The following is a 12739-nucleotide window of genomic DNA, read 5'->3' on the forward strand; positions in this document are numbered from 1 at the left end:
TTAGGAGATCGCAACGCCCATGCCGTGGATCAACAACCTGAAACTGATGCCGAAGCTCATGCTGACCTTCGGTGTCCTCTTGCTGGTGATGCTGCTGCAGGGCATCGTCGCCTACCGTGGCCTGCATTCGCTGAACAACGTGACCACCGAACTGGCTGGTTCACGCATGGAGAGCATCCGCATGGCCGGCGAGATGCGTGGCATGCTCGGCGAGTACCGCAACAGCGCCTACCAGCAGCTGATCCGCGCCAGCGACGACGTCAAGGCCGACGCCCGCAAGCAGGCCGTCGAACTGCGCACCAGCATGGACAAGTCGATCAAGGACTATCCGAAGCTGGTCGACAACGCACAGCAGAAGAAGCTGTTCGACACCTTCGCCAAGGACTGGAAGGACGCGCTGGCCTCATATGACAGCGTCACCGAAATGCTGGAGCTGGACCTGCCCGACGATGCGATCGACACCTTCGTCGGCGAGACCCGCACCAAACACCGCAAGGCCGGCGCCGCGCTTGAAGCGCTGATCGCCGAAGACAACCGCCTCGCCCGCGCCTCGCGCGACGAAGCCGCCTCCACCTACTCCGCCTCGGCCGTGCTGACCGTCATCGCCCTGCTCGGCGGCGCCGCGCTCGGCCTGGTGCTGGTGTGGCTGTTCGCCCGTGCCCTGGTCGGCAGCGTACGTGGCGCCGTCTCGGTGGCCAACGACGTCGCCGGTGGCAAGCTCGATGGTCACATCGATGTCAGCCGCCAGGACGAAGTGGGCGAACTGATGCAGGCCATGCAGCGCATGCAGCGCGACCTGCGCGAGCGCACCGAAACCGACCAGGCCATCGCCCGCGAGAACCTGCGCATCCGCACCGCGCTGGATTACAGCTCGACCGGCGTCTACCTGACCGACCCCAACAACACCATCGTCTACAGCAACCGCGCCCTGCAGCAGACCCTGGCCCAGTACCAGGACGAGTTGCGCCGCGACCTGCCCGACTTCGACGTCCACGCCTCGCTGGTCGGCAAGCCGGTCACCGTGCTTGAACACCGCGGCGAGATGGACAACACCCTGCTGGCCAACCTCAAGCAGCATGGCGTTGCCCGCCGCCCGATGCAGTACGGCGATGCCCAGTTCGCCCAGGTCGTGTCGACCATCCGCAACGAAGACGGCGACACCGTCGGCTACGTGGTGGAATGGCGCGACCGCACCCAGGAAGCGCAGGTCGAGGCGGAAGTGGCACGGGTGATCGCCCAGGCCGCTGCCGGCGACCTGTCCGGCCGCATCGATGCCAACGACAAGGAAGGCTTCTTCCTGCAGCTGGCCCAGCAGATCAACGGCCTGCTGGATGCCAACTCGGGCAGCATCGAACAGATCTCCGGCCTGCTCGCCGCACTGTCGCAGGGTGACCTGACCGTGCGCATGCACGGCGACTACCAGGGCGTGTTCGCCCGCATGCGTGATGATGCCAACGCCACGGCCGCACAGCTGAGCGAGATCGTCACCCGCATCAAGCAGTCCAGCCGTGCGATCAGCTCGGCCGCCGGCGAAATCGCCTCCGGCAACAGTGACCTGTCGCGCCGTACCGAACAGCAGGCCGCGAACCTGGAGGAAACCGCCGCCTCGATGGAGGAGCTGACTTCCACCGTTCGCCAGAACGCCGAGCACGCACGCCAGGCCAACCAGCTCGCCATCGGCGCGCACGGCGTGGCGTCGCAGGGTGGCGAAGTGGTCGGCCAGGTGGTCACCACCATGTCGGCCATCCAGGCCTCGTCGAAGAAGATCGCGGAAATCATCTCGGTCATCGACGGCATTGCCTTCCAGACCAACATCCTGGCGCTGAACGCCGCGGTGGAAGCGGCCCGTGCCGGCGAACAGGGCCGCGGTTTCGCCGTGGTCGCCAGCGAAGTGCGTACCCTCGCCCAGCGCTCGGCTGCCGCCGCCAAGGAAATCAAGGGCCTGATCGACGACTCGGTCGGCAAGGTCAACGACGGCTCGGCGCTGGTGCACAAGGCCGGCGCCACCATGGGCGAGATCGTCGCCTCGGTGCAGCGCGTGACCGACATCATGTCCGAGATCTCTGCTGCCTCGCAGGAGCAGAGCGCCGGCATCGAACAGGTCAACCAGACCGTGGTGCAGATGGACGAAACCACCCAGCAGAACGCCGCGCTGGTGGAAGAAGCCACCGCCGCCGCACGTGCGATGGAAGAACAGGCGGGCCACCTCAGCGAGGCGGTCTCGATCTTCGTGGTCGACGAAGCCGAAGCCGTGGTCGCCGCCCGCACGCCGGCACCGCGTGCTGCTGCACCGGCAGCACCAGCGCCGATGGCACCGCCGGCCCGGCGCGTCAGCGGCGGTCGCCCGGCAGTGACCGAACTGGCCGACGGAGACTGGCAGGAATTCTGATTCCTGCCCGACCTGATGTACGAAGACGCCTTGGCCCTGCGCCGGGGCGTTTTCGTTTACGGAGTATCTGATTATCCAGCCAACGGCGAAGCCCCTCGGGGTGGTCGTGGAGAGCGGCGGATTTCCTTCGCTTGGGCCGGGAGGGGGGGGCGCGCAGGGGACGCCGTGAACCCATCCCTGGGGGCTTGGCCGCGGCATCCATGCCGCGGACACCCCTGCGCAACCCACCCTCCCGGCCACGGACACTTTCCGTGCGCATCCACCCCGGATTGAAGAAAGAAAAGCAAAGAGCAAAGCCACAGCTGCAGCGCTTCCGGGGTCAGATCCGTTTTCCGCAGGAAAACGGATCTGACCCCTCTTTCCACCCGATGACACCAACGCTCTTGCCGTCCGAGCCAGTGAAACCCGAAGGGATGGGTCGGGGCGGTCAGGCGGGACCGTTGGCGCCATGGATGGCGCCATCGAGCCCCCATGGATGGGTTTACGGCGTGTCCCGCCTGGCCGCCCCGACCCATACCAGCACGTATCAACACAGAGTCATGAGCGCTGTTGCTGTTGCTGTTGCTGTTGCTGTTGCTTCAAAGCCTGCCGCAGGCAGCGCCGCAGCCGCCGCTGCAAGCAAACCTGAATACGTTCGAACAGCCCACCTCAATCCCCCGCCCCCGCGGCCGATAACGGTCATGTCACCGCTGCTCCCGATCAGCACCGGCGCCTCCACCCACCACCACCCGGGTACTGCTCGATGAATCTCCTGCATCGCTGGCAACACTACTTCAGCAATCTCTCCGTCCGACGCAAGCTCAATCTGCTCACGCTGCTGATCGCACTCGGCGTGATCGCGCTCTCGGTGATCGCTGCCCGCATGCAGTACCTGGACCTGACCGATACCCGCAAGTCTTCGCTGAAGACCCAGGTCGAACTGAGCTACGGCATCCTCGACCACTACCATCGCCTGGCCGGAACCGGCGAGCTCAGCGAAGAAGCTGCCAAGGCCGCCGCGCTGCAGGCGCTGGAAGTCATGCGCGCGCATAACGATACCTATTACTACAACATCTACGACACCGGCTATCACGTGCTCATGCACCCGTTCCGCAAGGATCTGGTGGGCAAGGACATGAAGGATTTCCGTACCGGCGATGGCATCCGCATCTACTACGACCAGATCGAAGCGGCCAAGGCCGGCGGCGGTTTCGTCGCTTATCGATGGGCCAAGCCCGGCGAGAAGGGGGAAGTCGAAAAGGTCGCCTACGCCGGCCTGTTCAAGCCCTGGAACTGGGTGGTCAGCAGCGGCGTGTACATGGATGACGTGCAGCAGCAGGCACTGGTCTTCACCGCCATCATGACCCTGGCCGGTGGCGTGCTGGTGCTGATCGTGCTCGCATTGAGCTGGGTCATCGGCAACCGCATCGCTCGCCCGCTGAAGCAGGCCACCGCCGTGGCCGAAGGCATTGCCGGCGGCAAGCTGGACAGCCACATCGGCCCGCAGCCGCATGATGAAACCGGTCGCCTGCTGGAGGCAATGTCGCGCATGCAGCAGCAGCTGCACGCGGTCATCAGTGGCCAGCGCGAGATGGCGCGCCGCCACGATGGCGGTGAACTCAGCTACCGCATCGACGCCAGCAGCTTCCCCGGCGAATACGGACTGATGGTGCAGGAAACCAACGTCCTCGTCGGCAGCCACGTGCAGACCCTGCACGATGTACTGAACGTCGTGCAGCAGTACGCCGTGGGCGACCTCAGCAGCGACATCGCGCGCTATCCGGGCGAAAAGGCGGCGATGACCACCACCGTCGACACGGTCAAGGCCAACCTCGGTCGCATCAACGCCGAGATCAAGCAGCTGGCCAGTGCCGCCGCCGCGGGCGACTTCAGCCAGCGCGGCGATGCACAGCGCTTCGATCACGATTTCCGCACCATGCTGGAAAACCTCAATGCCATGATGGCAGTCAGCGATGACAACCTAGGCAAGCTCTCGCAGCTGCTGTCGTCCATTGCCGACGGCGACCTGACGGCACGCATGCACGGTGACTACCAGGGCGTGTTCGCCCGCATGCGCGACGATGCAAACGCCACGGTCAGCCAGCTGACCCAGATCGTCGGCCAGATCCAGGCCAGTGCCTCCAGCATCACCCTGTCGGCCGGCGAAATCGCGTCGGGCAACAGCGACCTGTCGCGCCGTACCGAGCAGCAGGCCGCCAATCTGGAAGAAACCGCCGCCTCGATGGAGGAACTGACCTCTACCGTGCGCCAGAACGCCGAACACGCGCGCCAGGCCAACCAGCTCGCCATCGGCGCGCATGGCGTGGCCTCGCAGGGCGGCAGCGTGGTCGGCCAGGTGGTCACCACCATGTCGGCCATCGAAGCCTCCTCGAAGAAGATCGCCGAGATCATCTCGGTCATCGATGGCATCGCCTTCCAGACCAACATCCTGGCGCTCAATGCCGCAGTGGAAGCGGCTCGTGCCGGCGAACAGGGCCGTGGCTTTGCCGTGGTCGCCAGCGAAGTGCGTACCCTCGCCCAACGCTCGGCCGCCGCCGCCAAGGAGATCAAGGGGCTGATCGACGACTCGGTCGGCAAGGTCGCCGAAGGTTCCAGCCTGGTCCACCAGGCCGGCAGCACCATGGGCGAGATCGTCGCGTCGGTGCAGCGTGTGACCGACATCATGGCCGAGATCTCCGCCGCCTCGCAGGAACAGTCGGCCGGCATCGAGCAGGTCAACCAGACCGTGGTGCAGATGGACGAAACCACCCAGCAGAACGCCGCGCTGGTGGAAGAAGCCACCGCTGCGGCACGGGCGATGGAAGACCAGGCCGCACAGCTGGCCGACGCCGTGGCGATCTTCCGCCTCGACAACCAGGTCGCTGTCGCAGTGAAGGCGGTGACCGCCAAGGTCGCGCCGAAGGCTGCCAGCCCTGCGCCTTCGCGACCGTTGTCGACGCCCGCACCGATCCGCCGTACCCACTCCAGCACCGTCGTCTCCAACGACGGCGACTGGCAGGAATTCTGATCCTCGCGGCGGCTCCGGCCGCCGCCCCGCCGATGGACACGTCACCCGTGCAGAGCCCTACCCCCATCGTCAGCGGTACGCGCGAATTCGAATTCGCCGACCGTGATTTCCGCCGCGTCTGCGACCTGATCTACCAGCGCGTGGGCATCGCCCTCGCCCCGGCCAAGCGCGACATGGTGTACGGACGCCTGTCACGCCGGCTGCGCACGCTGGGCATGCGCAGCTTCCAGCAGTACCTGGACCACCTGGAACAGGGTGATGGTGACGAGTGGCAGGCATTCACCAATGCGCTGACCACCAACCTCACTGCGTTCTTCCGCGAGCCGCACCATTTCGACAAGCTGCGCGAAGAGCTGCAGCAGCGCAACGGGCGCGGTCCGCTGCTGTTGTGGTCGTGCGCCGCCTCCACCGGCGAAGAACCCTACTCGATGGCGATCACCGCCTGCGAAGCGTTCGGCACCCTGAAGCCGCCGGTGCGCATCGTCGCCACCGACGTTGACACCCAGGTGCTGGCCACCGCCGGCCGCGGCGTCTACAACATCGACCGTGTCGCCGGCCTCGACCCGGACCTGCGTCGCCGCTATTTCCAGCGTGGCAGTGGTCCCAACGAAGGCCAGTGTCGCGTGCTGCCGGCGCTGCGCGAGCTGATCGAATTCCGCCCGTTGAACCTGCTGGCACCGCGATACGACGTCGGCGGCCCATTCGATGCGCTGTTCTGCCGCAACGTGATGATCTACTTCGACAAGCCGACCCAGCGCGCGATTCTTGGCCGCCTGGTCAATCACCTGGCCGACGACGGCCTGCTCTACACTGGCCACTCGGAGAACTACCTGCACGCTGCCGATCTGATCCAGCCCTGCGGGCGCACCCTGTACCGTCGTGCAGCAAAGGCCGGCGCATGAACGCATCACTGCGTACCGACGATGTGATGCGCTACCAGGACGCACGCTTCAAGACCATCGCCGCCAAGCTGCTGCCGACCCAGTACCTGGTGGTGGATGACACCACTGCGCTGACCACTACGCTGGGCTCCTGCGTGGCCGCGTGCCTGCGCGACCCGGTGCTGAAGATCGGTGGCATGAACCACTTCCTGCTGCCCGAAGGCAACGCCGGCGACGGCGCGCCCGCGCGCTATGGCAGCTATGCGATGGAACTGCTGATCAACGACATGCTCAAGCGCGGCGCCCACCGCAAGCGCATCGAGGCGAAGGTGTTCGGCGGCGCCAACGTGCTGAAGGGCTTCACCAGCAATCCGGTAGGCACGCGCAACGCCGAGTTCGTGCGCCAGTACCTGCAGGCCGAACACATCCCGATCCTCGCCGAGGACCTGTGCGGCATCCATCCGCGCAAGATCTGGTTCTTCGCCGATACCGGCCGCGTCGTCGTGCAGCGCCTGCCGCACGCCCACGAAGCCGAAGTCGCCGCGACCGAATCGGCCGTGCGCGCACGCCTGTCCAAGGCCCCGGTCACCGGTGGCGTGGAGCTGTTCGAATGACCCTGACCGGCAACGCCCCCTGCCGGGTCCTGATCGTCGACGACTCCGCCGTCGTGCGGCAGATGCTTACCGAGATCCTGTCCAGCGATCCGGCCATCGACGTGGTCGGCACCGCCGCCGACCCGCTGCTGGCCCGCGAGAAGATCAAGCGCCTGGCCCCGGACGTGATCACCCTGGACGTGGAAATGCCACGGATGGATGGCCTGGCGTTCCTGGAAAACCTGATGCGCCTGCACCCGCTGCCGGTGGTGATGATCTCTTCGCTGACCGAACGCGGCGCCGATACCACCCTGCAGGCACTGGGCCTGGGCGCGGTGGACTTCGTGTCCAAGCCCAAGCTCGACGTGGCCCGCGGCCTGCAAGGCTATGCCGACGAAATCATCGCCAAGGTGAAGATGGCTGCGCGTTCCCGGGTGCGCCCGCTGGTACGCGTGGCCACGCCGAAACTCACGCTGGATGCCGCCCCTGCCGCGCGCCCGGCAGCAACGCAGTTCCGCACCACCGACCGCCTGATCGCCATCGGCTCGTCGGCTGGCGGTACCGAAGCATTGCGCGTGGTGCTGGAAGGCATGCCCGCCGACGGTCCGGCCGTGGTGATGACCCAGCACCTGCCCGCCAGCTTCAGCACCGCCTTCGCCGAGCGTCTGGACCGCCATTCGGCCATGGCCGTACGCGAAGCCAGCGATGGCGAAGCAGTGCTGCCCGGCCACGCGTACCTGCCGCCCGGCGGCAAGCACCTGCGGATCATCCGCGACGGTGCGCGCTGGCGCTGCCGTGTGGATGACGGCCCCGCGGTGAACCGCCACAAGCCGGCGGTGGACGTGCTGTTCCGTTCGGTGGCGCAGGCCGCCGGCGGCAATGCCATCGGCGCCATCCTCACCGGCATGGGCGATGACGGCGCACGCGGCCTGCTGGAAATGCGCCAGGCCGGCGCACCGACGCTGGTGCAGGACGAAGCCTCCAGCGTGGTCTGGGGCATGCCCGGTGCAGCCTTCAAGCTGGGCGCGGCCGAAGAACAGGTGCCGCTGGAGCGCATTGCCGAGCGATTGCTGGCGCTGTCCCGCAGCTGATGGGACGGCTGTAGAGCCGAGCCCATGCTCGGCTGCTTTTCGGGCCCCGCTCCGGCAAGCCGAGCATGGGCTCGGCTCTACAGGCCATCACGCAACAAAAAACTTCGGCTTTCACCAGGGTTCTTCGGTTCAACGGGCTGCCCGCATCTGTGCTTTGATAGCCGTATTGCACAAGGAATGCTGCGCATGATCACAGGGATATGGAAGGCCGTGCTGGCGGCCACACTGCTGTCACTGCCACTGGCACCCGCCGCCGCCAGTGGTGATCTGTTCTACTTCCAAGCCAAGCAGGGTGATGTGTTCTTCATGCTGATGCTGGTGGGCCGTGAGGATCCCGGCGAGGTGAACGTCAGCTGGTCGGGACCGTCTGCTCCCGATGCAGCGAACGTCCGTCGCCGGTACTACATCGAATTCGACCGCGCACGGAAGCGGGCCTATGTGCGTCCGCTGCACCGTGATGGGCTGCCCTGGTTCGAGATGGACGTCTCCGGTGGCCGGGGCAATGTGCTCTTTGCCGGGAAGCGCCTTCAAGGCACTGCCGACTGGACCATCCAGTAGCAGATGACCCTCGGAATGCGCCCGTGGGTTCTCCGCTTCAACTGCCTGCCGGGCAATGCCCGGCACCGCTACTTCACGCAGTCGCAGTTACGGTACCGACACCGTGATCCGCACCTTTCCGCGCACCGGCACGCCATCCCTGCTGGCGGCGTTGTAGCTCCATCGATACGCCGCCTCCACGGCCGCCGTATCCAGCGCCGCCGATCCACTGCCGCGCGCGATCTCCACAGCATACGGGCGGCCCTGCTCGTCTACGTCCACCAGCAGCGTGGCCGCACCAACTCCGCGCTCGGGTGGCTGATGGTTCTCAAGCTGCACGGGATGCTGCCGCTGCGAGTCGGTATCGACCGAGGCGTAGGTTTCCACCTTTTCGGCAGTCTCAGACCTTGACGCGTTGGCCCGGGCGATCTCCAAGAACTGTTCCTGCAGCAGGAACACCCTGCGTTCGTCAGCGCTCATCCGCGTATCGGCAGACTCTTCATCGGCCCGCACATCCTGCTGCGCGATTGCAGCCGGTGCCATGGCCCAGCCCGCCATCATTGCTCCCAGCGCTACCCAGCGTCGTCGATCCGCCAACATCCATGTCTTCCTGAAAAAGCCGCGTCGAAGTCTAACCCGCAGCCGGCGCCGCAGGTGCCCACAAAAAACCCCCGGCTTTCACCGGGGGTTCTTCGTTTACATCATCAACCGATCAGCAGGATCAGGCAGCGACCGTGTTGGCCACGTCCTGATATTCCTCGATCTGGTCGAAGTTCATGTAGCGGTAGATCTCGCTGCCGCTGGCGGCGATCACACCGATATCGGCCATGTACTCTTCCTTGGTCGGGATGCGGCCCAGACGCGAGCAGATCGCGGCCAGCTCGGCCGAACCCAGGTACACGTTGGTGTTGCGGCCCAGGCGGTTCGGGAAGTTGCGGGTCGAGGTCGACATCGCGGTGGAGCCTTCGCGGATCTGCGCCTGGTTGCCCATGCACAGCGAGCAGCCCGGCATTTCCATGCGTGCGCCGGTCGCGCCGAAGGTGCCGTACACGCCTTCCTTGGTCAGCTCGGACGCATCCATCTTGGTCGGCGGGGCCACCCACAGGCGGGTCGGCAGGTCACGCTTGCCTTCCAGCAGCTTCGCAGCCGCACGGAAGTGACCGATGTTGGTCATGCACGAACCGATGAACACTTCGTCGATCTTGGCGCCAGCGACTTCGGACAGGGTCTTCACGTCGTCCGGGTCGTTCGGGCAGGCCACGATCGGCTCGTGGATGTCGGCCAGGTCGATCTCGATGACGGCAGCGTACTCGGCGTCGGCATCCGGCTCCAGCAGCTCCGGGTTGGCCAGCCACGCTTCCATCTTCTCGATACGGCGCTGCAGCGAGCGCGGATCCTGGTAACCCTCGGCAATCATCCACTTCAGCAGCGTGATGTTGCTGGTCAGGTACTCGATGATCGGCTCCTTGTTCAGGCGCACCGAGCAGCCGGCCGCCGAACGCTCGGCCGAGGCATCGGACAGTTCGAAGGCCTGTTCGACCTTCAGTTCCGGCAGGCCTTCGATTTCCAGGATGCGGCCGGAGAAGATGTTCTTCTTGCCAGCCTTGGCCACGGTCAGCAGGCCCGACTTGATCGCGTACAGCGGGATTGCGTTGACCAGGTCACGCAGGGTCACGCCCGGCTGCATCTTGCCCTTGAAGCGCACCAGCACCGACTCCGGCATGTCCAGCGGCATGACGCCGGTGGCAGCGGCGAAGGCGACCAGGCCCGAACCGGCCGGGAACGAAATGCCCACCGGGAAACGGGTGTGCGAGTCGCCGCCGGTACCGACGGTGTCCGGCAGCAGCATGCGGTTGAGCCAGCTGTGGATCACGCCGTCGCCCGGACGCAGCGAGATGCCGCCACGGGTGGAGATGAATTCCGGCAGGGTGTGGTGGGTCTTGACGTCCACCGGCTTCGGGTAGGCCGCGGTGTGGCAGAACGACTGCATCACCAGGTCGGCCGAGAAGCCCAGGCAGGCCAGGTCCTTCAGCTCGTCGCGGGTCATCGGACCGGTGGTGTCCTGCGAGCCCACCGAGGTCATCTTCGGTTCGCAGTAGGTGCCCGGGCGCATGCCCTGCCCTTCAGCCAGGCCACAGGCGCGGCCGACCATCTTCTGTGCCAGCGAGAAGCCCTTGCCGGTGTCGGCCGGCTGCACCGGCAGGCGGAACAGGTCGGTCGGAGCCAGGCCCAGCGCTTCACGCGCCTTGCCGGTCAGGCCACGGCCGATGATCAGCGGAATGCGGCCACCGGCACGCACTTCGTCGAACAGCACTTCGGACTTGACCTGGAACTCGGCGATCACTTCGCCGTTCTTCAGTGCCTTGCCGTCGTACGGACGCAGCTCGACCACATCGCCGTGCTCCATCTTCGACACGTCCAGCTCGATCGGCAGCGCGCCGGCATCTTCCATGGTGTTGTAGAAGATCGGGGCGATCTTCGAACCCAGGCAGACGCCACCGGCGCGCTTGTTCGGGATGTACGGAATGTCATCGCCGGTCCACCACAGCACGCTGTTGGTGGCCGACTTGCGCGAGGAACCGGTGCCGACCACGTCGCCGACATAGGCGACCAGATGGCCCTTGTCCTTCAGCGACAGGATCTGCTGGATCGGGCCGCGCTTGCCGTCTTCTTCCGGGGTGAACGCGGCGTCGTCACGCTTGTTCTTCAGCATCGCCAGGGCGTGCATCGGAATGTCCGGGCGGGTGGTCGCGTCCGGTGCCGGCGACAGGTCGTCGGTGTTGGTCTCACCCGGCACCTTGAACACGGTGACGGTCAGGCTCTGCGGCACTTCCGGGTTGCTGGTGAACCACTCGGCATCGGCCCAGCTCTGCAGTACGGCCTGGGCGTTGGCGTTGCCGGCCTTGGCCTTTTCCTGCACGTCGTGGAAGGCATCGAACACCAGCAGGGTCTTCTTCAGCGCGTCGGCAGCGATGGCGCCGACGCTGGCGTCGTCCAGCAGCTGCACCAGCGGCGCGACGTTGTAACCGCCCAGCATGGTGCCCAGCAGTTCGGTGGCGCGCTCGCGGCTGATCAGCGGGTTCTGCTCGCTGCCCAGTGCGATCGCGGCCAGGTACGAGGCCTTGACCTTGGCAGCGTCATCGACACCGGCCGGCACGCGGTGGGTCAGCAGGTCGAGCAGGAACTCGGCCTCGCCCTGCGGCGGGTTCTTCAGCAGTTCGATGACATCGGCCGTCTGCTGCGCGGTCAGCGGCAGGGGCGGGATGCCAAGCGCAGCGCGCTCGGCGACGTGGTGGCGGTAGGCTTCCAACATGACAACTCCCGGGTAATACGATTTGAGGATTGGACGGGCTCAGGCTTGCGGCACGATCAGCTTCAGGCCCTTGAAGTAGTCGCGGTAAAACGTGTCGTTCCAGGTGATCAGGCCATCGCACTGCAGCAGTGCGTGGGCGCCGACCATGAATTCATCCAGGCTGCGGCGGCTGCCGCTGCGCTGGCGGTGACGGCGGTGCATCTCGCCGGCGCGCAGCGCCGACTTGGCTTCCATCGGGTTGAAGTGCACGCCCATTTCTTCCAGCGCTTCGAGCACCTCGGCACCGCCGCGCAGCGATGCGCAGACCTCGGCCAGGGTCGCGCCGCAGACCACTACGCGGCCACCCACCAGGCTCTGCCTGAGCATGGCCTCCACGGCATCGGCCTGCGGACCATTGCTGAGCAGCTCGACCAGCACCGGTGAATCAACGGCGATCATCACGGCTTATTCCTCGTCGCGCACCGAACGCACGGCGGCATCGGCCGATTCGAAGCCATCCAGCGCGAACTTGCCGCGCGCCCGTGAAATGGCATCGTCAACACTCTTGCGCAGGATGATGCGGCTGCCATCCAGTTCGACCTTCAGCAAGGTGCCCTTGGTCAGGCCGAGGGCATCACGCACCGCCTTGGGCAGGGTGATCTGTCCGCGTTCTGCAACAGTGGCTTCCATCGGTAGGCCCTCCAGAGTATGCACAAATTATACATACTTCCCCGGGCATACTTCCACCCTGAACTGGACCGGCACTCCGCCAGCCCTTGTCTCGCAAAGGATCGGCCACACACGTGACATACGCCATACACCTTCCCCTGTAGTCTGGAACCGATGCCGCAGGCCTGACCCGGCCCGGGTGAATCCATTCAGTTTGGGGTTCATACTGGGAGCACCGGGGCCAGCAGGCCCGCGGCGACCGCAAGCAGGCCCGTCCACG

10 protein-coding genes are annotated in these 12739 nt (G+C 65.8%); 6 read left to right on the forward strand and 4 right to left on the reverse strand.

Annotated elements, in window-relative coordinates; all coding sequences use genetic code 11:
- Window positions 1-19 precede the first annotated feature (19 nt).
- The 6 genes from AC1DKR_RS10040 to AC1DKR_RS10065 all read left to right on the forward strand — a co-directional run bounded on the left by AC1DKR_RS10040 (window position 20) and on the right by AC1DKR_RS10065 (window position 8519).
- Window positions 20-2389: a methyl-accepting chemotaxis protein gene (locus AC1DKR_RS10040; protein ID WP_478032617.1), complete on the forward strand. Its 2370-nt coding sequence runs from the start codon at window positions 20-22 to the stop codon at window positions 2387-2389.
- A gap of 742 nt (window positions 2390-3131) precedes the next feature.
- The gene (locus tag AC1DKR_RS10045) at window positions 3132-5396 is read left to right on the forward strand and encodes a methyl-accepting chemotaxis protein (RefSeq protein ID WP_088101329.1); all 2265 of its coding nucleotides are present in this window, start codon (window positions 3132-3134) and stop codon (window positions 5394-5396) included.
- A gap of 32 nt (window positions 5397-5428) precedes the next feature.
- Window positions 5429-6298, forward strand: a complete 870-nt coding sequence (locus tag AC1DKR_RS10050; protein ID WP_032975462.1) for a CheR family methyltransferase — start codon at window positions 5429-5431, stop codon at window positions 6296-6298.
- Window positions 6295-6891, forward strand: a complete 597-nt coding sequence (gene cheD, locus AC1DKR_RS10055) for a chemoreceptor glutamine deamidase CheD (RefSeq protein WP_025878962.1) — start codon at window positions 6295-6297, stop codon at window positions 6889-6891. Before AC1DKR_RS10050 ends, cheD begins: the two co-directional genes overlap by 4 nt.
- A complete protein-coding gene (locus tag AC1DKR_RS10060) occupies window positions 6888-7961 on the forward strand; it encodes a protein-glutamate methylesterase/protein-glutamine glutaminase (RefSeq protein WP_363733154.1) in 1074 nt (357 codons plus the stop codon). The genes cheD and AC1DKR_RS10060 overlap by 4 nt, the downstream gene beginning before the upstream one ends.
- A gap of 186 nt (window positions 7962-8147) precedes the next feature.
- Window positions 8148-8519, forward strand: a complete 372-nt coding sequence (locus AC1DKR_RS10065) for a hypothetical protein (protein ID WP_312785822.1) — start codon at window positions 8148-8150, stop codon at window positions 8517-8519.
- 87 nt (window positions 8520-8606) lie between these two features.
- Here the strand turns inward: AC1DKR_RS10065 and AC1DKR_RS10070 are convergent, their stop codons facing one another.
- The 4 genes from AC1DKR_RS10070 to AC1DKR_RS10085 all read right to left on the reverse strand — a co-directional run bounded on the left by AC1DKR_RS10070 (window position 8607) and on the right by AC1DKR_RS10085 (window position 12480).
- Window positions 8607-9098 carry an energy transducer TonB gene (locus AC1DKR_RS10070; RefSeq protein ID WP_312785823.1) on the reverse strand — a complete coding sequence of 164 codons (492 nt, stop codon included), beginning with the start codon at window positions 9096-9098 and terminating at the stop codon, window positions 8607-8609.
- A gap of 121 nt (window positions 9099-9219) precedes the next feature.
- Entirely contained in the window at window positions 9220-11811 is a 2592-nt protein-coding gene (gene acnB, locus AC1DKR_RS10075; protein WP_313250110.1) for a bifunctional aconitate hydratase 2/2-methylisocitrate dehydratase, read from the reverse strand.
- 39 nt (window positions 11812-11850) lie between these two features.
- A complete protein-coding gene (locus AC1DKR_RS10080) occupies window positions 11851-12249 on the reverse strand; it encodes a type II toxin-antitoxin system VapC family toxin (RefSeq protein WP_100465270.1) in 399 nt (132 codons plus the stop codon).
- 6 nt (window positions 12250-12255) lie between these two features.
- Complete coding sequence (locus tag AC1DKR_RS10085; protein ID WP_230111144.1) at window positions 12256-12480, reverse strand: AbrB/MazE/SpoVT family DNA-binding domain-containing protein; 225 nt, start codon at window positions 12478-12480, stop codon at window positions 12256-12258.
- Window positions 12481-12739 lie beyond the last annotated feature (259 nt).

This window comes from Stenotrophomonas sp. 01N47 (assembly GCF_056399165.1).